The organism is Thermofilum sp. (genome assembly GCA_038741495.1).
GTDB lineage: Archaea > Thermoproteota > Thermoprotei > Thermofilales > Thermofilaceae > Thermofilum.
In genome coordinates this window covers 99,152-122,146 of the sequence record JAVYKX010000003.1, presented here as the reverse complement: position 1 = coordinate 122,146, position 22,995 = coordinate 99,152, and the positions used below count along the sequence as shown (strand labels likewise).

22 protein-coding genes are annotated in these 22,995 nt (G+C 61.0%); 7 read left to right on the top strand and 15 right to left on the bottom strand.

The window, feature by feature from the left end:
• Nucleotides 1-24: 24 nt before the first annotated feature.
• Complete coding sequence (locus QXU72_08335) at nucleotides 25-408, bottom strand: hypothetical protein (GenBank protein MEM0495251.1); 384 nt, start codon at nucleotides 406-408, stop codon at nucleotides 25-27.
• A 108-nt stretch (nucleotides 409-516) separates the two neighbouring features.
• Here QXU72_08335 and QXU72_08330 point away from each other — a divergent pair, with 108 nt between their 5' ends.
• From QXU72_08330 to QXU72_08315, 4 genes are all read left to right on the top strand, one after another.
• Nucleotides 517-2,082, top strand: a complete 1,566-nt coding sequence (locus tag QXU72_08330; GenBank protein ID MEM0495250.1) for a cytochrome ubiquinol oxidase subunit I — start codon at nucleotides 517-519, stop codon at nucleotides 2,080-2,082.
• 5 nt (nucleotides 2,083-2,087) lie between these two features.
• On the top strand, nucleotides 2,088-3,176 hold the full coding sequence (locus QXU72_08325) for a cytochrome ubiquinol oxidase subunit I (protein MEM0495249.1): 1,089 nt from the start codon (nucleotides 2,088-2,090) through the stop codon (nucleotides 3,174-3,176).
• A 103-nt stretch (nucleotides 3,177-3,279) separates the two neighbouring features.
• Nucleotides 3,280-3,930 (top strand): corrinoid protein, encoded by a 651-nt coding sequence (locus QXU72_08320; GenBank protein ID MEM0495248.1) that lies wholly within the window; start codon nucleotides 3,280-3,282, stop codon nucleotides 3,928-3,930.
• Nucleotides 3,931-3,968: 38 nt separating this feature from the next.
• Complete coding sequence (locus QXU72_08315; GenBank protein MEM0495247.1) at nucleotides 3,969-5,330, top strand: monomethylamine:corrinoid methyltransferase; 1,362 nt, start codon at nucleotides 3,969-3,971, stop codon at nucleotides 5,328-5,330.
• A gap of 129 nt (nucleotides 5,331-5,459) precedes the next feature.
• Here QXU72_08315 and QXU72_08310 read toward each other — a convergent pair whose 3' ends face one another.
• From QXU72_08310 to QXU72_08295, 4 genes are all read right to left on the bottom strand, one after another.
• Nucleotides 5,460-6,263: a carbohydrate ABC transporter permease gene (locus QXU72_08310; protein MEM0495246.1), complete on the bottom strand. Its 804-nt coding sequence runs from the start codon at nucleotides 6,261-6,263 to the stop codon at nucleotides 5,460-5,462.
• Nucleotides 6,260-7,066: a sugar ABC transporter permease gene (locus tag QXU72_08305; protein ID MEM0495245.1), complete on the bottom strand. Its 807-nt coding sequence runs from the start codon at nucleotides 7,064-7,066 to the stop codon at nucleotides 6,260-6,262. Before QXU72_08305 ends, QXU72_08310 begins: the two co-directional genes overlap by 4 nt.
• A gap of 60 nt (nucleotides 7,067-7,126) precedes the next feature.
• Nucleotides 7,127-8,443: an extracellular solute-binding protein gene (locus QXU72_08300; protein ID MEM0495244.1), complete on the bottom strand. Its 1,317-nt coding sequence runs from the start codon at nucleotides 8,441-8,443 to the stop codon at nucleotides 7,127-7,129.
• A 159-nt stretch (nucleotides 8,444-8,602) separates the two neighbouring features.
• On the bottom strand, nucleotides 8,603-9,694 hold the full coding sequence (locus QXU72_08295; protein ID MEM0495243.1) for an ABC transporter ATP-binding protein: 1,092 nt from the start codon (nucleotides 9,692-9,694) through the stop codon (nucleotides 8,603-8,605).
• A 375-nt stretch (nucleotides 9,695-10,069) separates the two neighbouring features.
• Between QXU72_08295 and QXU72_08290 the strand changes: the two genes are divergently transcribed.
• Nucleotides 10,070-10,669: a protoglobin domain-containing protein gene (locus QXU72_08290; GenBank protein MEM0495242.1), complete on the top strand. Its 600-nt coding sequence runs from the start codon at nucleotides 10,070-10,072 to the stop codon at nucleotides 10,667-10,669.
• A 119-nt stretch (nucleotides 10,670-10,788) separates the two neighbouring features.
• On the opposite strand, the gene QXU72_08285 is transcribed toward QXU72_08290, so the two are convergent.
• The 10 genes from QXU72_08285 to QXU72_08240 form a co-directional block, all read right to left on the bottom strand.
• The gene (locus QXU72_08285) at nucleotides 10,789-12,363 is read right to left on the bottom strand and encodes a hypothetical protein (protein ID MEM0495241.1); all 1,575 of its coding nucleotides are present in this window, start codon (nucleotides 12,361-12,363) and stop codon (nucleotides 10,789-10,791) included.
• Between the two features lie 207 nt (nucleotides 12,364-12,570).
• Nucleotides 12,571-13,941 (bottom strand): alpha-glucosidase/alpha-galactosidase, encoded by a 1,371-nt coding sequence (locus QXU72_08280; GenBank protein MEM0495240.1) that lies wholly within the window; start codon nucleotides 13,939-13,941, stop codon nucleotides 12,571-12,573.
• A 67-nt stretch (nucleotides 13,942-14,008) separates the two neighbouring features.
• On the bottom strand, nucleotides 14,009-14,944 hold the full coding sequence (locus QXU72_08275; protein ID MEM0495239.1) for a 2-oxoacid:ferredoxin oxidoreductase subunit beta: 936 nt from the start codon (nucleotides 14,942-14,944) through the stop codon (nucleotides 14,009-14,011).
• Nucleotides 14,934-16,832: a 2-oxoacid:ferredoxin oxidoreductase subunit alpha gene (locus tag QXU72_08270; protein ID MEM0495238.1), complete on the bottom strand. Its 1,899-nt coding sequence runs from the start codon at nucleotides 16,830-16,832 to the stop codon at nucleotides 14,934-14,936. The genes QXU72_08275 and QXU72_08270 overlap by 11 nt, the downstream gene beginning before the upstream one ends.
• A 1-nt stretch (nucleotide 16,833) precedes the next feature.
• Nucleotides 16,834-17,127, bottom strand: coding sequence for a hypothetical protein (locus QXU72_08265; protein MEM0495237.1), 294 nt, complete (start codon nucleotides 17,125-17,127; stop codon nucleotides 16,834-16,836).
• Nucleotides 17,127-17,372: a ferredoxin gene (locus QXU72_08260; GenBank protein ID MEM0495236.1), complete on the bottom strand. Its 246-nt coding sequence runs from the start codon at nucleotides 17,370-17,372 to the stop codon at nucleotides 17,127-17,129. The genes QXU72_08265 and QXU72_08260 overlap by 1 nt, the downstream gene beginning before the upstream one ends.
• Nucleotides 17,373-17,744: 372 nt before the next feature.
• Complete coding sequence (locus QXU72_08255) at nucleotides 17,745-18,347, bottom strand: mechanosensitive ion channel (GenBank protein MEM0495235.1); 603 nt, start codon at nucleotides 18,345-18,347, stop codon at nucleotides 17,745-17,747.
• Between the two features lie 77 nt (nucleotides 18,348-18,424).
• Nucleotides 18,425-20,425 (bottom strand): molybdopterin-dependent oxidoreductase, encoded by a 2,001-nt coding sequence (locus QXU72_08250; protein MEM0495234.1) that lies wholly within the window; start codon nucleotides 20,423-20,425, stop codon nucleotides 18,425-18,427.
• 129 nt (nucleotides 20,426-20,554) lie between these two features.
• Complete coding sequence (locus QXU72_08245) at nucleotides 20,555-20,950, bottom strand: PRC-barrel domain-containing protein (GenBank protein ID MEM0495233.1); 396 nt, start codon at nucleotides 20,948-20,950, stop codon at nucleotides 20,555-20,557.
• 92 nt (nucleotides 20,951-21,042) lie between these two features.
• Nucleotides 21,043-21,318 (bottom strand): 50S ribosomal protein L35ae, encoded by a 276-nt coding sequence (locus tag QXU72_08240; protein ID MEM0495232.1) that lies wholly within the window; start codon nucleotides 21,316-21,318, stop codon nucleotides 21,043-21,045.
• A 154-nt stretch (nucleotides 21,319-21,472) separates the two neighbouring features.
• On the opposite strand from QXU72_08240, the gene QXU72_08235 reads away from it, so the two are divergent.
• Together QXU72_08235 and QXU72_08230 are read left to right on the top strand one after the other, a co-directional pair.
• Nucleotides 21,473-21,997: a hypothetical protein gene (locus QXU72_08235; GenBank protein MEM0495231.1), complete on the top strand. Its 525-nt coding sequence runs from the start codon at nucleotides 21,473-21,475 to the stop codon at nucleotides 21,995-21,997.
• Nucleotides 21,997-22,995 carry an SPFH domain-containing protein gene (locus QXU72_08230; protein ID MEM0495230.1) on the top strand — a complete coding sequence of 333 codons (999 nt, stop codon included), beginning with the start codon at nucleotides 21,997-21,999 and terminating at the stop codon, nucleotides 22,993-22,995. The genes QXU72_08235 and QXU72_08230 overlap by 1 nt, the downstream gene beginning before the upstream one ends.

The window sequence follows — 22,995 nt, the reverse complement described above, 5'->3', positions numbered from 1 at the left end:
TAGAGAGGTTGGCGGCTTCAGGATTTAGTTCTTGCTCGAGAGCCAGCCTTTGAACTCGATGATTCCCAGGGTTTTCGCTGCTTCGAGCGCCCAGCCGGCTAGGATCTCGGCGATCCGCTGCCTGGCTGCGGTCCGCGGGATCTCGACTCCTAGGGACTTGTAGGCTTCTTCCGCTGCGTTCTCGTCGACTTTACGGAGTAGCTGGGCGGCGAGCTCTTGCCGTAGCTGGAGGAGGGGTATTCTGCCTCCTTCGCGGACTCTCCTCTCTATGTGCTCCAGCTCTTCCGCTCCGATGGTGACTTCCTCGAGTCCTCTCCTCCTGGCGGCTTCCCAGTAGCGGTAGAGCGGCTCGTAGTCTTGCACTACGCTCCCGTTGGCGAGGAGCGGCTTTCTGCCTGCCGAGGCCATCGAGCGCTAAGCGCTTCTAACGGTTAAAGCGTTGCGGGCTGCTCTGTGGTTCGAATATCTAATGCTATGGAAAAAGTTTAAGTTTGATGGGTTGGCTTTTGAAAGCGTATGTCGAGCGTTGCCCCTCTGCTCCACCTGAGCGCTCTAGGGATCTACTTCCACGCGTTCTTCGTCTCTCTCACGCTGGGCTTGCCTTTCGCGATTGCCGCCATGCTGTGGATGAGCCGGCGGGAGGGGGGCGGGGTCTACATGAGGGCTGCTAAGCTGATGACTCGAGTGCTTGTGCTGAACTTCGCTTTAGGGGCGATCACAGGCACTCTGGTGGAGTTCGGGCTCGTGCAGGTTTGGCCCGGCGTGAACCTGGCTATAGCTACCGCGGCGCTCGCCCCGCTAGCGCTCGAGCTGATCGCTTTCACTCTAGAGATCGCGCTGCTAGTCCTCTTCTACGTGACTCTCGGGAGGGTTAAGGCCCTGGTCAGCATCGCTGTTATTGCGCTTTACACGGTTTTCGCGTTCTTCTCGGCTTTCCTGATCACTGCCGTGAACAGCTGGATGCAGGCTCCCTGGGGTACGGGTGCTCTCGCTCAGGCTCTCTACCCCTTCATGCCGGAGTTCGGGCCGGACGCTGTCGACGAGGCTAAGCTCGTCGCCTTGAAGGTTTCCGCGCTGGCTGAGGGCGTGCCGGTCTCCGTGCTCCTGGAGAGGCCGGGGCTCTCGGAGAAGCTGGGCGTGGTACTCGAGGACCCGCTAGCCGCCCTCTACAACCCTTACGCTGCGATCTCCGCGCTTCACAACATTCTCGCAGGGGTTTTGATCGCCCTGTCTCTCGTCGTGGCGGCTTGGGCGTACAGGTACTACAGGACGGGGGCGCCGGAGTACTTGAGCGTCTTGAAGCCCCTCGTGCTGATGCTGGCGGTGCTCTTCGTCCTTCAGGCACCGGTGTTCGCCCACTTCATGGGCGAGGCGGTGGTGAAGTTCAACCCGACGAAGTTCGCCATGATGGAGGGCGCGAGGGAGACCTACCACAACCCTGTAGTGGCGCTCATCGCGTACGGAGACCCCTCCAAGCCGATCCAGGGCTTTGACGCTTTCTACGAGTCCTGCGAGAAGCTGGGAGGGTTGACGCTGGGCGAGCTGGCGAGAAAGCTCGACCTGTACCCCTACCTGGCGGCGCTGGACTCGGCCAGCGTGCAGAAGCTCGAAGAAGTGAAGCTGAGAGACTTGTGCGTAGCCGACCTCAGGAGGGCGGAGCGCCTCCTCGAGCTAGTCCACTACGCTTACTACGCGAAAGTGGCGGCAGCGGTGGTCGGCGGCTTAGCTGTGGCTGCGCTCCTCCTCTCGTTCGTCAGGATCCCCCTGCTCTCACCCCTCGCGGTGAAGGTCACCTCGCTCCTGGGCGGTGAGAGGCGCCGCATCCTCATCCTCTCAGCTTTAGCTGTAGCGGGGACGGTGACGCCGTCCGCGCTCGGCTGGGCTGTGAGGGAGGTGGGCCGGAAGCCTTGGACCGTCTACGGGCTGCTGACGCCGGAGGAGCTGGCCACGCCTGTGCCTCTAGCGCAGAACCCCGCCTTCATCGCTTGGGCAGCTCTATTCATAGCCGCGGTGGGCTTAGCCGGGGTTTGCGCCATGTACCTAGTAGCCTCGAAGAGCGTCGGGGTTCTCGAGAAGAGGTGAGAGCCGTGGACACGGTCTTCCTCGGGTTCGCGGGGCTCGGCCTCGCCCTCCTGATCCACATAGCTTTCGTCTCGATCACGCTCGGCACCGGGCTTGCGGCAGCGTGGACCCGCTGGCTCGCCTACAAGAGGGGCGACCGGGAGCTCGAGCTCGCTTCGCGCAGGTTCCTCAAGCTGCTCCTCGTCACTGAGCTCTACAGCGGTGTCTGGGGCACAGTGATCACCGTCTTCCTGGCAGGCTTCTTCACGCCCCTCCTCACGCTCGCGACGAACACTCTCTTCATCCCCCTTGCCGTAGCGGTCTCTTCGATCATGGTGAGGATCCCCGCTATAGCTGCCTCCTGGTACACGTGGGGGAGGATCAGCCCGCGCGCGCACGCCTTGATCATGTGGGTGATGGCGCTCTCCGGGTTCGGCATCCCCTTCGGCTTCAGAGCAGTGTTCGCGGAAATGCACTACCCCCTAGCTATCGGCCACTACCTTCAGGGAGGCGGCCACCCGGGCCTCCTAGCCTACGGGAACCCTCTCTTTTGGCTCCTCTACCTCCACACGGTCGCTGCGGTGATCTCGGTGGGGGGCTTCGCCTCCGCTTGGGTAGCCGAGCTGGGAAGGGACGCGAGAGGCTTGAGCTTCGCGCTGAAGCTCGGAGCCTACCCTCTCTTCGCGCAGCTCGCTCTCGGCCCAGCCTACTGGCTAGGCCTCTCCCAGTACTCTCCGCTGTTCTTCGAGGTCGTTACCTTCAACCCGCTGCTAGCCGCGAAGGTGGCGGCTGTAGCTGCTCTGGCTGCGCTCTCGTTGAGGGCTCTGAGGAGGTTGAACCGGGGCTCGGCGCCCAGCGTGAAGCCTCTCGCAGCGCTGGCGGTCCTGACCGCGCTGGCGGGCGAAACTCTCAACAGCGGTGTCAAGTACCCGAACCTCGTCTACGCCGGCTACGAGGCTCTCCCGGCGAGAGCTTTCGCCAACCTGTACCTGGAGATCCCCGTCCCCCTGGTCGGCGTCATCCTCGCTTTCCTCGCTGCGTCTATGGCGGTGTTCATCCTCGCTTCTTACCTGGCTCTCGTGAAGCGGTACGTGGCTGACGAGCCGGAAGACTAGCCGTAAGCGAAGCTTTTTTCTTCTCCGGTGACCCGGCGGGAGGCCAGCGGCTCCCGGAGCCGCGCCGGGGAAAAGAATATCGGGGGAGCGCTGTTAGGGGCTTGTGGGCTGCCCGGAGGCTCTGGCTAAGGTTAGAGCCGCTCTCTCGGCGCTAGAGGAGGGCGCTGTCCTGGAGCTCGTGAGGGAGGCTTTAGAAGCCGGGTGCAGCGCTCTGGAGGTCATCGAGGGGGGCTTGACGCCGGGCATGCGGGAGGTTGGCGAGAAGTTCGAGAGGGGGGAGTACTTCCTCCCGGAGCTCATGATCTCGGCGGACATCTTCACTAGAGCTGTGAGCCTCCTGCAGCCTCTCCTCGAGAGGGGGGCCGCGCAGGCGAGGAGGGGGCGCGTGGTCATCGGCACTGTGAAAGGGGATATCCACGACCTGGGGAAGAACCTCGTGGCGACTATGCTGCGGGTGGATGGTTTCGAGGTGATCGACCTCGGCGTGGACGTACCTCCTGAGAAGTTCGTGGAAGCGGTGGAGAGGTACGAGCCAGACATCGTCGGAATGAGCGCTCTGCTCACGACGACAATGATCGAGATGAGGAACGTGATCGACGCTCTCAAGTCGGCTGGCCTGAGGGACCGAGTGAGAGTGATAGTAGGCGGGGCGCCGGTCACCGAGGAGTTCGCTAGAGAAGTGGGGGCTGACGCGTACGCGAAGGACGCCGTGGAAGCTGTGGAGAAGTGCCGGAAGCTTGTGTCTCGCACCTAGCGCACAAGATATGAGCGCGTAGCGGTGGTTGGGCCGGTATGCTTACCCCGCTGCTCGTCGAGGAGCGTGCCCGCAGAGGAGTGTACGTGGAGCAGAGGAAGTTCGACCTCGAGCACGTCTCCAAGCGCGTTGCCGAGCTCGAGAAAGAGTACGGCGTAGCTTACGACGCGGCACACCCCTTCCCCCTCGACAGGGGCGTCGGGAAGGCGGTCTACGAGGCGGGGTTCGCGCTCGCGCTGGAGACGGGGCTGTACGTCCTCGAGGAGAGCAGGGTAGCAAAGTTCGCCGAGGAGGAGCTTCGGGAAGCTCTGGAGAGCGCTCGGCGCGAGCTCACCTTGGGGAGGGGCCTCGACTCGAGGACGCTGTGGGCGCGCCTGCCCGGGGACCGGAGGAGGCCTTTCGTCTTCGGCGGGCTCGCCGGGACCCCCGTTCCGGAGGAGTACTTCTACGCCACCGCCCTGTCGTACGCGCAGCAGCCGCTCGTAGACGCCCTGGACCACGGCAGCCTGCAGGAGGTTTCCGGAGTCGCGGTGAGGGCTGGCGCGGCCAGCGAGGCGGCCGCGGGCATCCGGGAGCTCGCCTACCTGAGGAGGGCTCTAGCCGACGCGGGTAGGCCCGGCATGCACCTGCTAGCTGGGGAGAGCAGCGTCTCGAGCGTGGGCAGCCTGGCAGCGATGTCGCTGGGGCTCCTGGTGGAGGGTGACGCGCAGCTTCTGCCCGTGCTCAACGAGCTGAAAACAGACTACAGCCAGCTGGCGAAAGCGCAGGTTGGGCTCGAGAAGGGGGTGATCGGCGCGGCGCTCGTAGACCCGGTTGTCGGAGGCTTCGCCAGGGGGCCTGCCGGCTCCGCGATCGTCTCAGTCGCCGAGATCATCCTGTCCCTGGCCGCCTACAGGGCTGGCTACGTGCTGGTGCACCCGACGCACATCGTCAAGAAGGCAACATCTTCAGCCGAGTGCATGTGGGTGCAGGTCGCGGTCGGCTTAGCGAACGAGCACCTTAAGCTGCCGCTAGTCGCGGACGTGTGGCCTGCTTGCGGCCTCGGCACAGCCGAGTACCTCTACGAGATCGCTGCGAACACTATAGCGGTAGTGGCAGCCGGCCTCCACCTGCTCGGCCCCGTCCCCGCCAACGGGACCGCGCCGAACGGCGGGGGTCTAGAAGCCCAGTTCATGGCTGAGGTGGGCAAGGCTGTAGCCTCCGCGGGTCTAAGCGTGGAGTCGGCGTGCGACGTGGCATGGGAGCTCTACAAGCGCTACGAGAGCAAGCTGCAGAGCCCGAGCCCCGGCAAGCCGTTCTGGGAGCTTTACGACAAGAAGACAGCCGCCCCCCGCGGGGAGTGGGTCGAGGTAGTGCACCGCGTATCCCGCGAGCTCTCGGAGCTGGGTATTACGCGGTAGCAGCAGGGCTCTCGCCGCGCAAGCCCCACGGCTGTGCTTTGCCGCTGCTGCTCGAGGCTTCGGCAGGATTTCAGCTTCTGGACCCCGCGCTAGCCGCCTTAGAGCAGGAGGAGAAAAGCAACGGTTTTGCTAGCGGCGCATGAAGCCGAGGATGAGGTGGCGCTGGACGTAGCCTGTGAAGAGCAGCATGGGGAGCGATGAAACTATGCCTGCGGCGGCCATCTCACCCCACTTGACTCCCCACTCCGAAATGTAGCCCGCGATCACGAGGGGGACCACGTAGTTCCTCGGGCTGTGCAGGAGGATCACTGCGTAGAGGAACTCGTTCCACGACATGAGCAAGCAGAAGATAGCGGTGGCCACTATCCCGGGGGCGACTATGGGTAGTAGGATCCTGGCCATGATGGTGAGCGGGCCGGCGCCGTCGACTTTCGCAGCTTCCTCCACTTCCCGGGGGGTGGCCCTGAAGAAGCCGAGCATCATCCAGATCGAGAAGGGGAGCGTGTAGACCTGGTAGGCGATAGCTACCGAGTTTAAGCTGTCTAGAAGCTTCAGCTGGGCGTACATGGTGTAGATGGGGATTATCAGGACTATGGGAGGGATAGTTCTCGAGAAGAGCGTCCACGCGAGGAAGCCCATCCGGAGCTGCTCGCTCATCGGGAGCTTCGAGAGGCTGTAGGAGGCTGGGACCGCGAGGAGAAGGGAAAGAGCCGTGGTGAGGGAGGCAAGGTATATCGTGTTCCAGAGGTATCTTAGGAAGCCTTCGTTGAGCAGCTTGATGTAGTTATCGAGCTTGAAGCTTGCCGAGAAGACTTCGTAGACTTCTAAGCCTGTCTTGAGGGAGACGTTGACAGTCCAGTAGATGGGGATCAGAGTCCAGGCTAGCACTATCCCGATGGCTGCGTAGAGGAGGATTCTCTCCCAAGTCCTCACTGGAAAATCACCCTCTTCACGTACAAGGCACTAACGGCGAGTATTATGAGCAGCATTGTGAAAGAGGCTGCCGAGGCCTTCCCTATCTCCCAGAATACGAGCCCCGCCTTGAAGATGTAGAGAGAGATTGTCTCCGTGGCGTGAGCCGGCCCGCCACCCGTAAGGAGGTAGACTTTGTCGAAGAGCCGGAACGTGTCAATGCTCCTCAGCAGTAGGACTAGAGCGATGTAAGGCTTGAGAAGCGGGAGCGTGATGCTCCGGAAAGTCCTCAGAGGAGAGGCACCGTCCACGACCGCAGCCTCGTAGAGCTCCTTGGGTATGGACTGCAGCCCGGCGAGGAAGATGAGGAAGCAGATGGGGGTCCACTGCCACGTGTCGATGAGAACAATGCTCGGGAGAGCGAGGCTCAGGCTGGTCAGCCAAGCTTGGGGCGGTAGCCCTAGCGCTCTTAGGATGTAGTTGACGAGGCCAGTATCGTAGTCGAGCATTAGCTTCCACATGGAGCTGACCACGACGACGGAGAACATGTTCGGCAAGACGATGAGAGGAATGATCCACCGCTTCCCGGCGATCTCCTGGTTCACGAGAACTGCTATCGCGAGTCCGAGAAACGTTTGAGTGAGCGTTGCCGTCAAAGAGAACACCAGAGTGTTAAAGATGCTGATCCTGAAGACCTCGTCGTTCAGGAGCTCTATGTACTCTTGGAGGCCCGTGAACTTAAACTCGCCTGTTAGCAGGTTGTAGCGATGAAGCGAGTAGTAAAAAGTGCTCAGGATTGGGTAAACTGTTACAAAAAGAAGCATCGTGAGCGCTGGCAAGAGGAGTAAAAAAGAAACTTTTTTCATACCCGCTACCGCCCTTCCCTATCCTCCCGCCAGGACTTTATCGATCTCGTCGGACATCTTCGCCACTGCGTCCGCAGGCTTTATAGTACCTGCGAGAACCTGGTTAAGGTAGCTGCCGAAGATATCCTCTACCTTGGACCAGAGGGGCGTCCTAGGCCGTGGCACCGCAACCTTGAGGCTTTTAACCTGGACGGCAATCCACCTCCGCAGCCCGACAACCTCCTTATCCTCCCCCACGCTCGACCGGACGGGCGGCAGCCCCTTCACGATAGCCATGAGCTTCTGCATCCTCGCGCTAGTCGTGTAGAGGATGTACTGGAGAGCGGCCTCCTTGTTCTGGGAACCTGCCGGGATGCCCCAGTACCAGACGCCGAGCAGCGGTGAAGGCTTAGTCCGCTCACCAGGAGTGGTGGTGTAGGCTAGGAGGCCGGGGACTTTGCTGACCGCCGGGTTGTCCGCGTCCTTGATCCAGCCGGGCCAGACCTCAGTGCTCATAGCGATCCTGCCGCCGATCAGCCTGTCCCGGACATCGGGGGTGCCGAAGTTCTCCACACCCGGAGGGGCGTACTTCTTCAGCTCCAAGAAGAACTCGATAGCCTCGACTGCTTTAGAGTCGAGCGCGCTCTTCTTCAAGTCGTCGGAAACGATTTTCCCGCCGAAAGCGTAGAGAATCGGCTGGAACGCGGTCGCCACGGGGTTGCCTTTCGCGCCTCTAAACGCGATCGGGTGCTCGACGAGCCCCGAGTCCTTGATCTTCTTGCAGGCGTTAAGCACGTCCGTCCACGTTGCGGGCTCGGAAAGACCTAGCTTGTCAAACACGTCCTTGCGGTACGCGAAGATCTGCACGTTACCCAGCTGAGGCATCGCGATCAGCTTCCCAGTCTTGTAGGGGTGCCTGCCCACCTCGACGAGAACATCCGGGAAGTCTCCCAAGTCCAGCTTGACCCCCGCGTCTCTCGCTAGAGCCTCGAGGTCTGTCAGCCAACCCATCTCGCCGAACTGGGGAAGCCACGGGTCGTCCATGTACACTAAGTCGTAAGCGCTGCTACCTTCCTTTAGCGCTAGCACGATCTTGTCGTAGAGGGGGCTGTATGCTAGCGGGGAGTACTCCACCTTGAAGTTCGGGTTCTCGCGAGTGAAGAAGTCGATAACCGCAGTGTTGATATCCTGGTGCTCTGCGTCCCGCCCAAGCACAGATAGGGAGTACGTTACGGGCGGTTTAGCAGGAGGCGCAGCTGTAGAAGCGCCCCACTGGTAACCTCCAGCAAGCCCTAAGACAAGCGCTCCTGCCCCTACTGCAGCCAGCTTGAGGAAATCTCTCCTCGTGGTGGACATGTTATGTCCGTAGATGAACTACATAACACTATATATTAACCAATTTGGAAAACCTTATAAAGGTCATTTAAATACGTTTCCAGGACAGAAGGTGATGGACTCTGCTAAAAGCTGGACCTGCTTCGCTTCTGAAGAAAAACTTTGAGAATTGGATTGCGGTTAAGCGATAACTTTCCCGGTCTTCTTGTCGAAGATGTGCGCCATTTCGAGCTGGAACGCTACGTAGATCGTATCGCCTGGCATTGCCTCGAAGGGGCCGGGGTACTTCGCCTTGACGAGCTGGTCCATGTGCCGGAAGTCGATTATTGTCTCCGAGCCGAGCGGCTCTGTGACGAACACCTCTACCTTGAAGCCCCCGGGGATCGGCTCCTTCGAGACGGTAATGTGCTCAGGTCTGATGCCGAAGATTACCTCGCTCGGCGGGCCGGCTTTGAGCAGAACCTCGGACATGCTTCTAGGCAGCTTTATCCTGAAGACTCCTGTATCCAGGAAAGCTTCACCATCCCTGACATCCACGCTCGCGTCAATGAAGTTCATCGCTGGGGCTCCGATGAAGCCTGCTACGAAGGTGTTGGCGGGCTTGTAGTAAAGCTCGTGGGGGGAGGCGAGCTGCATCACCTTACCCTCGTTCATCACCGCGACGCGGTCCGCCATCGTCATGGCTTCCGCCTGGTCGTGGGTGACGTAGATCGTGGTGATGCCGAGCTCTCTCTGCAGCCTCTTCAGCTCAGCCCTCATGTAGACTCTCAGCTTCGCGTCGAGGTTGCTGAGCGGCTCATCCATCAGGAAGACTTGGGGCTTCCTCACGAGAGCTCTTCCAAGCGCTACTCTCTGCTGCTGCCCACCGCTCAGCTGCCTCGGGTACCTGTCGAGGAGCTCCTCGATTCTCAGGAGTTTCGCGACCTCCCTAACCCTCTTGTCGATCTCCTCCTTTGGGAGCTTCCGGATCTTCAGCGGGAACGCGATGTTGTCGTAAACCTTCATGTGGGGGTAGAGAGCGTAGTTCTGGAAGACCATCGCGATGTCCCTGTCCTTGGGGGGCAAGTCGTTCACCAGACGGTCGCCGATGTAGATCTCACCGTCGTCAGGCGTCTCCAGGCCGGCGATCAAGCGGAGCGTAGTGGTCTTACCGCAGCCGCTGGGTCCCAGCAAGACCATGAACTCGCCGTCCTTCACCTCGAACGAAACCCTGTCTACAGCAACCACTTTTCCAAACCGCTTTAGAAGATTCTTCACCTCGACCCGAGCCACACCACCACCGTCTTAGACGCGCACGATGGTGCTTAAATACCTTAACCCAAACGGCTTACAACTGCTTTCGCGGCCCATGCCCGGAACCGCCGCGAGCAGCCATGGAGCTCGGTAGAGCCCGAACCCCAGGAGCCTAAGCGGTGGGAAGCTGCAGGCGAGCTACTCAAGGAAGAGCGTTGCCTCAGGCTTGCGGGTCTAGGCTCAGTGAGCTGCTCTAAGCGTTGTCGATGAGGGTGCACTGCGTGGCGAAGCGGTTTAAGAAATGCCGTCCGGCGGGGCTCGCCAGCTTGACGGTGCTGTCGAGGGCGAAACAGATTCGCTGCTTGGACAGCAGCATTGATTAACGTTATAGGTAGAGCGCTGAATACCTGCTCCGTGAGCGAGAACAGCGAGTTTGCTGCGCGTATAGTGGAGATGGGTAAGCGGTGCAGAAGCTTCCTCAACATAACTCCAGACGATGTGCAAGCGCTCCGGGCGATGGCTGGCCGCGTCGCGGCCTCTGCAGACGCTATCGTTAGCGCTGCTGCGAGCTCGCTGCTAGCTGATCCTGAGGGCCGGGAGTGCGTTCAGAGGTCCGGCTTAACCTTGGAGAGAGCTGCAGAGCTGTTTAAGTACTGGCTCGCTGCAGTTTTCGGCGGTGACTACGGCGATAGGCACGCGATCTTAGTTGCGAAGATCGGCCTCGCTCACGTGAAAAGCGGTGTGAAGGAACAGCTTATGGTAGAGACGATGGGAGCTTTCGCTAGAGAGCTCGCCGGCCTCTCCTCGAATACAGCTGAAGCTGTTGCAGTAGTTAAAGCCCTTTACTGGAACCTGAGCATCATGCTCTACTCGTACAGCATCGTGAGAGAAGTCGTGCGGAAGAGAGCGATCGGCGTTGACGAGAAGCTCTACGAGAGGCTGATCCAAGTCTTCGCGAAAGAAGTCTACGGCGAGCTTTCGAGCGCTTTAAAGGAAGCTGAAAAACAGCTTTAAACATGTCTCGCGTTGAGCAGGCGGTAAACTCCTCGGAAATGCTTTCTCGCTGCTCGGCAACCCGTAGGTGGGGAAACTGCCGGCGCCTGGGAGGCGGTGGGAGCGTGAAGAAAAGCGAGCTACACGCTGTAGGAGTACTCGTCTCCCCCGACGACAGTGTCCAGGTTTCTGCTGATAACTTCTCTTCCAGCAGAATCCTTCACAACTATCTTAGCGTTCAGCACCACCAGGTCGGTAACCACGTCGAGCATAGCCCGGCTGCCCTCAGCGGTACCGCTAGCCACCAGCCTGTCACCGGAGTAGAGCTCTACGCGCCAGCCCTGCTGCAGGCCATCTACCTTCACGCTTCCCGCGCCTCCTGTCGCCAGAACGAAGTTGTCGAAGTAGGCTTCACCATCATCCACGATTAGCGCAACGTGGTTCGGGTTGAAGCCGCTAGGACTGTGCTTCAGGGAAGCCTTCAGGCTGCCGTCGGAAGCGTATATGTAGGCCTCTATGCCCGCTGGCCCCCACTTCACGAGCAGAGTGTACCACTCTTTAGCAGGGTTAAAAGATGTGCTGTTGACAGTTTTCCAGATTGACCCATCGTAGTAGTCGATTCTGAACCCTTTATCTCCCCCCTTATAGTCGACGCAGACTGCGTAGAATGTATACGAGGAAGATGAAGGAGTGGCACTCATAAGAGCTAGCCCGTACCGAGTGGGGGGAGGCGAGTCCCTCAGTATCTGGACGCCTGCCTCTAAAAAGCTTACAGGTGGCAGCTCGCGGTACAAGAAGGAGGCCCCACCTGGCCCTTTATCATTATCCTTCCCTAGGAGCGCGCTGCGGCCGCTACCGTTATCTATACTCCAGCTGCCACCCTCCTGGTGCCAGTCCTTCGTGATTTTCTCGAAAGCGGTGAAGTAGAGAGCGCTGCGGCTTTTAAGGTACAGGTCCCTGGCTTCGACGCGGAAACTTTCCTCATCGTCAACCCTGCCTGTCGCGATGTTCTCGGCTTTCACAGTCCACGAGTATACGCCCCTTGCGCTTGGCAAGCTGATCTCGAGAGACAGGTTGCGCATCTCACCAGGTTGAAGATTCACTTTCACCTCAGCGGCAGGCGAGCCTCTATGATCGTAGATTTTCACAGCTGCTGTGCCGGCACCCCTGCCCCCGTTCGCGATAGACACGTTGAATAAGCGGGTCGAGGCTACAGCGCCCACGATCTCTCTACTCCAATCGGTAATAGAGAAAACGGGGTTTGCGGGCTCCTGGCCAGGCTCCTGAGGCTGGCTGGGCTGCCGCGCTAGAACTCTGGAGAGTAGAGCGGTCACTTCAACACCCGTAGTGGTCACGAGCTTCACTACGTAGGTTTCAGCGGCCAGCTGGACCTCTACCTCGAGAGCTGTGGAGGCGCCGGGCTCAACCTCGAGAGCTAAACCTCTCTCCGCGAAGACAGCTACTCCCCCAGGCTTGATGACGTAGAGAGCATCAATGGTGAGCTTCGCAGAGCCTATGTTGCGCAGCGTAACTTTCAGCTTCGACCCATCGTACTCAACACTCTCTATCTTTGCGAGCTCCCTGATCTGGGGAGGCTCCGGCTGCCGCTGGGAGCTCGCGTAGCTGCTCACCCACAGGTACGTGATGAGAACAGCAGCCACTGTGATCGCCAGAACTAGGAGTGAGGCGGCGAGCGGCGCTACCCCTCTAATCATCCCATTACTGATAAAAATAGCACTAGCACGCTTTAATTTTTATTTCTAAACATCACCACCTCAGAGATTTATCGAGGCGCCGAGCGGGCAGCTCTTCTCCGGAGCTCTCCCAGCGCAGGACTACTAGAGTCGGCGCTCGCTCGAGCTGCGCCCGTCTTCGCCGGCCGGGAGCCACGGGAAAATGCGCCGAGACCCGGAGGGTGGATCTCACCCTCTGTAGTGGTCAGCCATCTCCCTGTTCTCGGGCATTTTCAAGATCTCCTCCCAGGCTTCTTCCGCCTGCTTCTCGCTCTTCGTCCGCGGGTCGAGCATGAGCCAGTCGATGAGCACCTGCCTGCCTCCCTCGAGGAAAGCCTCGAGCGCCATCTCGGCCCTAAGCATCCTAGGCCAGAGCACCAGCTTGAGGATCCTGCCCGGGAGCTTGAGGCCCGCGGGCCTTCTGACATCCTTCCCCACCTCCGCCGGGATCTCCACCGCTATGTCGTGCGGCAACCCCTCGACCGCTCCCTTGTTCAGCACGTTCACCTGGTACACTGCGGGCTCGTCAGCCGCTATCGAGCGCATGAGCGGGACAACGCTCTCGTCCGTCCTGCCCTTGGGGAAGAGAGGTGCGAGCGGCTTTCCAGCCCTTACGATCTCCGCGATCTCCTCCAGCCACGCTTCCCCGTGGGTCAGGTAGATCTCCCAGCCGATCTCGCTGTCAGGCCCCCCGGTCGGGCCGTACCAGCGCTGCTTCGTCTCAAGGTTCCAGTGATACTTCCAAGTTCCTCCCCGCACCGTGTCGCCGACTGGGAAGAGCCCGTAGCTCCTGTACATGTCCACCGCGGCGGGCGACATCTGAATGTCGAAGGGGTTGGACTGCTCCCGCCTCCACCTCTCCCAGTACTTCGCGGACTCTTCCTCGATCCAGCGGTCGATTAGAGGGTACGCGTCTTCCCCCTGGTACTTGAACTTCGTGAGCCAGATCACGTGGTTGAAACCGATCGCCTCGAACTCGACCTCCGCAGGGTTGAGGCCGAGCGCGCTCGCAATCTCCTTGTAGCCGAGGTGGCCGTGGCACAGCCCGATAACCTTCAGCTTCGTCTCCCTGGAGAGGAGGGTGGTGAGCTCGAAGACGGGGTTGGCCATCTGGATAAGCCAGGCGTCGGGCGCGAGCTCTTCAACATCCCTCGCGATATCCATGGCGAGCCGCCACTGGTAGTAGCCCCAGATCGTGTGGTAGTCCGAGACCATGTTCCACTCGGTGCTGTTCACGCCGCGGTAGTAGCCGTGCTTCTCCGAGATTCTCCTCATCTTCTCGTAGTACAGGTGGCCACCGTACATCGCCGTGTTAATCACGAAGTCGGCATCTCTGATCGCCTCCCTCCTATCCATCGTGGCGATGAAGTCGTAGCGGCCGCCCACCTCCGCCATGTAGCTGTCCGCTAGGGCTTTAGTCAGCCTCAACCTCTCCTCGTTGATGTCCATCAGGTACACTTTGCTCCCGTAGAGCTCGGGCGTGTGGAGAAGGTCGTGGATGAGCTTCGAGCTCCAGGCGACGGAGCCGGCGCCTATAACGCTGATCTTAACCTTGGTCACGGTGAGCTCAAGGCGCCTCGCAGTTAAAAAACCTTAACCAGCCCGGGGCGCGGTCGCCGCTCCAACGCTACTCGACTTCCACGACGTAGTCCTTGAAAAGCTGGAGAAAAGCCTCGCGGGAGACTACAGTTCTCCCCTCGCGCTCCACGGGGGAGCTTGCCGGCGTAGCATGCCGGTACGCCGGGACCGCTGAGGATACTCTTTCCTCGAAGGTGGGCACGTGGGGGTTCTCGTAGAAGACTCCGAGAGCTAGCTTCTCCTCCTCGAGAGCAAGCCTGAACGCGCGCTGAACCTTCTCTTCCGCCTCCTCGGGGTCTCTGACGAGCGGGTCCCAGCCCCGCTCGTCCAGGTAGTAGGTGATCCGCCTGTAGTACTCTGGAGTGTGGACATCGTTGAAGGTGGGGCAGGGCTGCAGCACGTCGACGAAGGCTGCCCCCCTGAAGCGGACCGCGCGCTTCAAAATCTCTTTCAAGTGCTTCACGTCGAGAGCGTAGCTCCTCGCCACGAACGTGTAGCCGGAAGCGATAGCCAGGGCGACAGGGTTGACGGCGAAGTGGATGTTAGGCCTGGCGAGAGCCTTCGTCCTCACACCATAGGGCAGAGTCGGAGAGGCTTGACCCTTCGTTAGCCCGTACACCCTGTTATCGTGGAGTACCACCGTCAAGTCCAGGTTCCTCCTGCCTAGCGCGACGAAGTGCCCTGCACCGATGCCGAGCAGGTCCCCGTCCCCTCCGTGCACGATGACCGTGAGGTTAGGGTTGGCGAGCTTGATTCCCGTGGCGAAGGGGATCGCGCGGCCGTGCAAAGTGTGAACTCCCGCAACGTTAACGAAGTGAGGAATCTTGCCGGAGCACCCGATGCCCGAGACCACGACAGTCGTCCTCGGGTCGAGCTCGAGCTCGGCTAGAGCCTGCGTTAGGGCTGAGAGGATGCCGTAGTTGCCGCAGCCAGGGCACCAGTCAGCCCAGATCTTCGACCTGTACTCCTGCGGGCTACGCGCCATAGGTGAGCACCACCCTCTCCTCCCCGCCTACCAGTATCCTCTCCAGAGCGCTGACGAGCTCGCCGAGAGTGATCGGCCTCCCCGTGTACTTCACCACAGCTTTGCTGACTTTCACGCCAGCCTCCATCATCAAGAGCTTCGACACGAGAGCCCCGTAGCTGTGCTCGACAGCGATCACCTCCTTAGCTTTCGCGAGAACCTCCCTCACCTCCTCCGAGGGGAGGGGCCAGAGGAGCTTGAGGTTCAGGTAGCCACCTCTAAAGCCCCTCGCATCAAGCTCCCTGAGCGCTTCCACCGCTGCTCCCTTAACGCTCCCCCAACCGACCACCAGGAAGTCTGGGTTTCCAGCCCCGTGGTAGGTGAGCTTCCGCTCTCTAGGAAGCTCCCGCCTAACGAGCTCCATCTTCTCAATCCTCTTCCGGTACATTCTCTCACGGTTCTCAGGGTCCTCGACGATGTGCCCGTACTCGTCGTGCTCATCACCCGTGTACCACATCACCGCGCTGCCCAGAGGTGCCCGCGGCGACACGGGAGACTCGGCGCTAAACCTCTTGTAGCCAGGTCCCGGGCTGGCCACCAAGCTACCTCTATCGATCCTCACCAGCTCGACGTCGGGGAGGGGGATGAGAGCGACGCTGTTCGCGAGAAACTTGTCTAGCAGGTGGATTACAGGAACCTGGAACTTCTCGGCGATGTTGAACGCCTCGACCGCGTCGTAGAACGCTTCCTCGTGGTCCCCCGAGCTAATCACCACTCTAGCGAACTCGCCGTGGCCCGCGAACACCGCGCTGAGCAAGTCGCTCTGAGCACCCCTCGTCGGCTGGCCAGTGCTGGGGCCACCCCTCTGGTAGTAGGTGATCACAACAGGCACCTCGTTCATGCCCGCGTACGAGAGGCCCTCCACCATGAGGTCGAACCCAGGCCCGCTCGTCGAGGTAGCACTCCTCACGCCCGCCAGGGCTGCGCCGATCGCAGAAGCTATCGCCGCTATCTCGTCCTCTGTCTGCAGTACGAGAATGGGCCCGAGGAGGGGTCCCGCGTGCTCGGCGTAGCTCACCCTCTCCAGGAAAACACTCTCATCCGCTGCCGGGGTGATCGGGTAGTAGCTCTGGAACCTGAGTCCGCCGACCACTTTCCCCATGGCGACCGCGTCGTTACCCGAGACTAGCAGGTACTTTCCCGGCTTCACCTCCGGCTTATCCACCTCGATCTTCACCCCGCTGGACTCCACCTCTCGGGAAACCTCATCGAGCACAGCCAGGTTGCTCTTCACGAGGTCCTCCCTCCCCCTGAACTGCTGCCTGAACGCGCGCTCGACATGTGCCCGGCTCAGGCCGAGCAAGCTAGCTACAGCCCCAGCGATGACCGAGCTCAGGTAGCGGCTGAGAAGCGCGGGGCTCAGCCCAGCTTTCTCGCCCGCTCTCGAGAGGACTTCCCTGAAGCTGAAGGAGACGACTCTCACGCCGGCGTTCGACACCAGGTGGCTTAGGAGGGAGGGGAGGTCCTCGCCGAGCCCGAGAGCGGTCAGCCTCCTCCTGATTCTCTCGCGCGTGTAGTCCTCCATGCTCGCGATTTCGCTCAACCTCCTCCCGTAAGCATCCCTGTCGAGTACCAGAACTCCTCTCCGCGCTAAGTCGAAAGCGTGAGTAAACACAGTCTCAGCGTCCATTGCCGCAACCACGTGCACTGGGTAGCTCAGCGAGAGGGGTGCGCCGCTCGAGCAAGCGCGGGCAAGCACGTAGCTGTGCCTACCAACGATGTTCGAGAAGTACTCTCTGCTCGCGAGCACGCCGTAGCCTGCCTCTGCAAGAGCCCTCAAGAGAACCATCATCGCGGTCTCTACGCCGCCCCCCTGCGGCCCACCGAGGAGGAACCTAACCTCCCTCACTCTAATCGCCTGCGTAAACCTCCTCGAGAAGCTCTTCGCCCAGCACGGCTAGCGAGATGGGGTGCCCTCTCGCCGCGTGCTCCTCTACTTCTCCAGACGTGAGAGTTGCCCGGCAAGCCAGGCAGTAGGCGAGAGCTCCCTTCTCGAGCGCGGATGCGAGGTCGCTGGGAGTCCAGGGTTCGATGCTAGCGCACCTCTCCGAAGGCCAAGAAACGAAAGTGGAGCACCTGGCGCAGTAAGCCAGGTGCTCGTGAACCGGGGAGGGGTGGAGGTACCGGCACTTCTCGCAGCCCACTACTCAACCACCTCGACTTTGATCGCTTCAACGGGGCAGGCGCTGGCGCCCAACTTCGCGCACTCTAAAAGCTCCTCGGGGATCACTCCAACGGATACTTCGCTTGAAAACTCGACAGTGTACTTCTCGACAACCCTGTTCTTCGAGTTATCATCTCCCAGGACGAACACATCCGGGCAGACCGACGGAGCTGCTCCGCAGGATATGCACTTTGCGCGGTCAACAGTAACTTTCACTTTCCGCACAGGGTTTAGTGCAGGTACCCTAACAAATACTTTCCGATGGGCAAACCGCAAACTGCACTTACCTAAAGCATTGGAGGGAAACGCCGAACCTGCTCTCCGGGAGACCTATCTCCGAGAGTAGGCCCCTCGAGAAGCCGCGTAGAGGTTTCCCAAACCTGCTGTCATAGAGCACCCGTGGGCTGAAAGCTGGGAAGAACGGTCAGGGAAACGCTCGGGAGCGGTGAAGGCCGCTGGCTGGAGGAAGCGGGGAAAAAGCAGTGCTGGTACCAGCGCTCGAGATCAGCTGCAGGTTCGCCGCCTCCTTTTCTCCAGCGAAGCGGGGAGCCGCTTACCGGCAGCGCAGCTTCAGCCGGGCTGACGGCTGCAGGGGGCTTAAGCCCTTCTGATAATGTAGATCTTAGAGCCCACCAGCATGTTGTTGGGTATCAGCGCGATCGTGCCGTCCTCCTTCTCGATCGTCGTGAAGAGGGTGCTGATGTCTTGAACCGTTCCTGTCTCCCCGGCGACAGTGACTTTATCGCCTATTCTGATCGGCCTCGCTATGAGGACGAAGAGGCCCGCTATCGCCTGGCCGAGCACCTGCTGCGAAGCGAAGCCTACCACCATGCCTATGAAGCCGCCCAGCGCGACTCCCGCCGCCCCGCCGGCTGCCCCGCCGGCTATAGCAGCCGCTAGGGCTCCGATACCGAGGATCTTTACCATGCTGCGCACAGCTGCTGCAGTGGAGTGGGGGTAGCGGAGGCGCAGGGACCAGTAGAGGATTCCGGCAACACTGCTCACGATCATGTAGCCGAAGAACAGCGATAGCCCTATGGTGATGTAGGAGGAGTAGTCCTTGATCGGTTCGGCTAGCTGCGGGAAGTAGGACGGCAGCGCCGTCAGGATAAGGGCAGAGACTACTATGTACAGGGCGATCCAGGTGACGAGGCCCAGAAGCTCCCTCCTCACGCCTTTGGCTGGGCTAGCTTCCCCCATACAGCTGGGAGCGCGCTTAAGAGAGATATAAAGAGTTTAGTTCGGAGAGCGGGGACCAGAAGGTTCTCGCCAGCCGGCTAGGTTGCCAGCAGCCCGGGTTTGCTGCTGAGCGCGCTAGCGGGCTGGGGCGATCTCCTTAAGCGCACGAGCGTCGAGTTAAACACAGGTCCGCCACCTATCCTCTGGGTAGCTGTGCTCACCAGCGTGTTCAGCGGGGCGCCGTTGAGCCCTACGTGCTGCCTCGGAGCCCAGAGCACGCCTCTCGGCACGCTGTCTGTTAGAACGGTTTTCACGGCGACGCACCCTTCCTCGCTGCAGAGCTCCACAGCCTCCCCGTCAGCTACTCCCAGGCTCCTAGCATCCTCCGGGTTAACGTGGACGATTGCCGGTATCGGGCCGTACACGTCGCGGAACTGTGTGTGCGTGTAGAGGGGGGTCGCGGTGTTGATGAGCACGAAGAAGCCCTCCCTACCAGGCGGCTCAGGCTGCTCCGGGAGAGGGTTCAAGCCCAGCTGGAGCGCTTTAGAGGAGTAGAGCTCGATCTTGCCCGAAGGGGTTTGGTACTCCTCCAAATGCCTCCTCCTGAGCCTGAGCACCTCGCCGCGGAGCAAGGCGTCGAAAGACCCTTCGAGCGCCCCACTGAGCGCGCGCCTCAGCAGGTCGAAGGGGTCTTCGCAGACCCACTCCGGTAGCTTCAGCCTCCGCGCAAGCTCGCAGGCGAGCCACACCTCGCTCCTACTCTCCCCCAGAGGCTCCACAGCCCTCCTCGAGAGCATCACGAGGTCGTGGCTGTAGGGGATCACGACATCGTCCTTCTCCAGGTAGGTCGGAGCCGGCAGGACGACGTCCGCGTAGTCGCTGGTAGCGCACCAGTGAGTATCGTGCACCACGACGAAGACGTCGGGCCTCGAGAGGCCTTCACGGAGCTTCCCGCTGCCCGGCAGAGTGAGCACAATATCCGAGTTGTAGACGAAGATGAACTTGAACTCGCCTTTCTCCACGAGCTCCGCGAGAGACACCTGGCTCACTACCCGCGACGGCTTCGCCAGCTTCTCCCCGGTTATCTCGCTCACGTCGAAAAGCCACCCCCTGCTGTTCGAGTAGTAGAAGCCCCTGTGAACCCCCGCGAGCGCCGGGAGCAGGGAGACCGCGCGCGCAGCTTCCGCGCCGTGCGCGCTCTTCTGGACGCCGAATCCGATGAAGGTGATGCTGGGCCTCCTCTCGCAGTACAGCCGCGCGAGCTCCTCGACGAGGCGCCAGGGAACTCCAGTCAAGCTTTCAACCCTCTCGGGGGTCCAGCGGAGAGCCTCCTCCCTGAACTGCTCGTACCCCACGGTCCACTGCCGGATGAACTCCCCGTCAACCCAGCCGTTAACGATCATCGCCCTCGCCACCCCGTACGCTAGCGCGACATCCGTCCCGGGGGCTGGCCGCAGCCACAAGTCGCTCTGGGCAGCTACCTCGCTCCTCCTTACATCCACAGCAGCGACCACCGCGCCCGACGCGCGCGCCTTCTTGGCGAGAAGCCACAAGTGCGGTGAGCTCACCGGCGCGTTGAACCCCCAGAAGACTAGGAGCCTCGCTTCGGGAACCTCCCAGGGGAGCCTCCCGTAGGAGAGGCCGTAGTGGAGGGATATTGCCTCGTGGCCGCTCTTGCTGCAGATGCTGTAGTCAGTCTTCGCCGCGCCGACCGCGTTCCAGAAGCGCTGGGGGTAGTACCAGGTGAGCAGCCCCATGTTCCCGGCGTACTCGACGTGGAGGACAGCCTGAGGGCCATGCTCCTCTAAAACCTCCCTGAGCTTCTCCTCGACGAGGTCCAGAGCCTTCTGCCAGCTAACCCTGCGGAAAAATCTCCCCGGCTTCGGGCCCTCGCGCACGTGAGGGTGGAGGACCCTCTCCCGCGAGTACACTCGCGCGGGGTCTGCCCGCCCCCTAGCGCACAGGAAACCCTGCGTGAGGGGGTTCGTAGGGGAGGGCTGGGTTGCGGCAAGCCTGCCGTTCAAGACCAAGGCTTCCACATGGCATGTGTCGTAGCAGTCTCTCGGGCACACGGTCCGCACTAGCTGCGAAGCTGCCACGAGCCTCACTCGAGGGGGCGCCATTTAGGCTTTCTCCGAGTGGAAGAGGGGGGAAGCCCGCCTCCGAGCAGCCGTGGGAGAAAAGAAACGAGCTTAGCTGAAGTGGTCGGGGGCTGCGAGCCGGTGCTCCTAGAGGTACCTTTGACAGTTGTAGCAGTACCAGCGCTGGTACTGGGGGATCCAGGTGGCGGGCTTGCCGCAGTAGAGGCAGATCCTCTCCTCCCTCCTCTTGAGGAACGGGATCTCTATCTTAGGTCTCGGCGCGGATACGGCTGGCTCCGGGATAGCTGCAGCTGGCTGGATGGCTTCGGGCGGGAGCTCAACAGCCTCCTTCAGGAGGATGATATCTTTCACGGCTGCGACCTTGTCCCACGGTACTTCGAGCGAAGTGCCGCCCGGCGTCCGCACAGAGAGGCTTATCTCCTTCTCACCTATCTTCAGAACGACATCCACAACCTCGCCGATGAGCTTCGCCTGCTGGTCGTACACACGCTTCCCGATGAGCTCCGATCTCTGAACGCTCATCAGCAAGCATAGCGGACACTAGCTAATAAGGCTGCTGAACGCGTAGAGCACCTGCCTCGCGCTGAAAACGCTGGAGCCTCGCCTCCAGGGGTTCAGAAGACTTTGGCTTCGCTGCCGATGGCTTGACCTGGTAGAGGTTTCGCGAAGCGTGCTCTCAGCCTGCCTGAGCAGCCGTGGACGTCGACGATCCTGCCTGTGAAAAGCTCCCCGCTGATCGGGTTCTTCCAGACCACTTTCCTCCCGATTAAAGCGCAAGCCTCGCTCCTGCTGGAAACACCCTCAACCTCCACTATCGCGTAGCGCTCGTTCTGGGTTTTGCAGCCCCTCTGGTAGCTGAGGATGTACGCCTTGCGCCCGGCAGCGGTCATAGGCGTTCCTCGCTTCAGGGGAGTGAGGATTTTTAAGTTTACTCGTGCGCGCGGCTGCGCGTTAGCGGAACTAAGCCCCTCCGCGAACGGGGTGATGTGAGCGAGAATCGGCCCGAGCACAACGCTTTTTAGCACCTTCAACGGCGTGGTGTTAATGAGCCGGGTTCTCGAGAAGATTAAAGGGAAGCAGTCTCTAAGCGAGAAGATTGCCTCGTATATTCCAGGCTACAGGGGTTACAAGGAGAAGGAGCTGAGGAGGGAGGCTGACCGGCTGATCAGAGAGCACCTGATGAGGAAGCTGGAGCCCGCGTACAGGGACTTTAAGGGCTCGATGATAGCTGTAGCAGCTGCGGGAGACACGGGCCTCATGAACCTCTACAGCCAGGTCCAGGCCGTCTTCGACCGAGTTCTCGCGAAGCTTCGCACAGCGAGCTACGGCTACAGCGGGTTTTTCGACGCCGTGAAAATCAGGGAAGCGGAGCTCGACAGGATGCTCGAGTACGACTGGGGGCTCGTGCAGAGCGTCGAGGAGATCGCGTCCATGGCGAGGTCTGTGGCGGCTGCGGAGCCCTCGAAGCTGCCGGCTGCTCTCACCAGCCTCAGGAGCAAGCTCCTGGAGCTGGAGGAGACCCTCATCAAGCGCGAGGAGGTTATTAAGGGGGTGGTGGGTGAGAGCTGATGCCGCAGGTTATTGAGTGGGTGAGCCCGGGCCCCGAGGATATCGTGTGGCGCTACCCTAACGAGAACATTGAGTGGGGCGCGCAGCTGATCGTGCGCGAGTACGAGGTAGCGGTGTTCTTCCGGGACGGGAAAGCTTACGACGTGCTCGGCCCCGGCAGGCACACTTTAACCACCGCGAACCTGCCGCTGCTCACAGCTGTTCTTTCGAGGATCGCGGGCTACCCTACGACACCGTTCAAGGCTACCGTGATCTTCGTCTCGACGAAGCAGTTCCGGGGAATGTTCGGCGGCAGGACGCAGACCTCGGAGCTCGCACCGCTGATGTTCAGAGGCAGCTACTGGTTCAAGGTAGCGGACCCGAAGGTCTTCGTCGTGGAGGTTGTGGGAGGGCAGAGTCTCTACACGAGCCAGGAGGTGAGCGAGTTCGTTAGAGGGTTCATCAACGAGAGGCTTATCAAGTTCCTCGCGGGCTACGACCTCGCCACAGTCTTCACTAGAGTGGACGAAGTCTCCTTTAAGGCGAAGGCGTTCGTCCTCGAGGAGTTAAGGAGGATCGGGCTGGAGCTCATCGACTTGAAGTTCGAGGGTATCGACACGACGCCGGAGTACAGGGACAGGCTCTTCTGGCTGAGGCAGACGGGGGCGGCAGCTTACGTCCTGCAGATGGACACCGCGAAGGAAGTAGCGAGAGAGCTAGGCAAGTCGCCCGGAGCCGCCGTCGGCGCCGGCGTGGTAATGATACCTCCGCTGCTCGCACCACCCCCAGCCCAGCCCCCTGCAGCCGCTGCGCCGGCAGCCGCGCCAGCTGCCGCCGCGCCCGCAGCTCCACCGACGAAAGCTTGCCCGCAGTGCGGTAGGCAAGCACCCATCGACGCTTTGTTCTGCCCGTACTGCGGCTACCGCTTCCCGCCGCCCTCCAGGAAGTGCCCGAGCTGCGGGAGGGACGTTCCCGGAGACGCTGCCTTCTGCCCGTACTGCGGGACTAGGCTGCAGTAG

Coding starts and splice junctions, on each gene's coding strand:
- QXU72_08240 (MEM0495232.1), bottom strand. CDS start 21,318: ATGACCGCTGCCGGGCGCAAGGCGTACATCCTCAGCTACCAGAGGGGC.
- QXU72_08335 (MEM0495251.1), bottom strand. CDS start 408: ATGGCCTCGGCAGGCAGAAAGCCGCTCCTCGCCAACGGGAGCGTAGTG.
- QXU72_08330 (MEM0495250.1), top strand. CDS start 517: ATGTCGAGCGTTGCCCCTCTGCTCCACCTGAGCGCTCTAGGGATCTAC.
- QXU72_08235 (MEM0495231.1), top strand. CDS start 21,473: ATGAGCCGGGTTCTCGAGAAGATTAAAGGGAAGCAGTCTCTAAGCGAG.
- QXU72_08245 (MEM0495233.1), bottom strand. CDS start 20,950: ATGAGCGTTCAGAGATCGGAGCTCATCGGGAAGCGTGTGTACGACCAG.
- QXU72_08315 (MEM0495247.1), top strand. CDS start 3,969: ATGCTTACCCCGCTGCTCGTCGAGGAGCGTGCCCGCAGAGGAGTGTAC.
- QXU72_08275 (MEM0495239.1), bottom strand. CDS start 14,944: ATGGCGCGTAGCCCGCAGGAGTACAGGTCGAAGATCTGGGCTGACTGG.
- QXU72_08305 (MEM0495245.1), bottom strand. CDS start 7,066: ATGCTTCTTTTTGTAACAGTTTACCCAATCCTGAGCACTTTTTACTAC.
- QXU72_08285 (MEM0495241.1), bottom strand. CDS start 12,363: ATGATTAGAGGGGTAGCGCCGCTCGCCGCCTCACTCCTAGTTCTGGCG.
- QXU72_08255 (MEM0495235.1), bottom strand. CDS start 18,347: ATGGGGGAAGCTAGCCCAGCCAAAGGCGTGAGGAGGGAGCTTCTGGGC.
- QXU72_08230 (MEM0495230.1), top strand. CDS start 21,997: ATGCCGCAGGTTATTGAGTGGGTGAGCCCGGGCCCCGAGGATATCGTG.
- QXU72_08300 (MEM0495244.1), bottom strand. CDS start 8,443: ATGTCCACCACGAGGAGAGATTTCCTCAAGCTGGCTGCAGTAGGGGCA.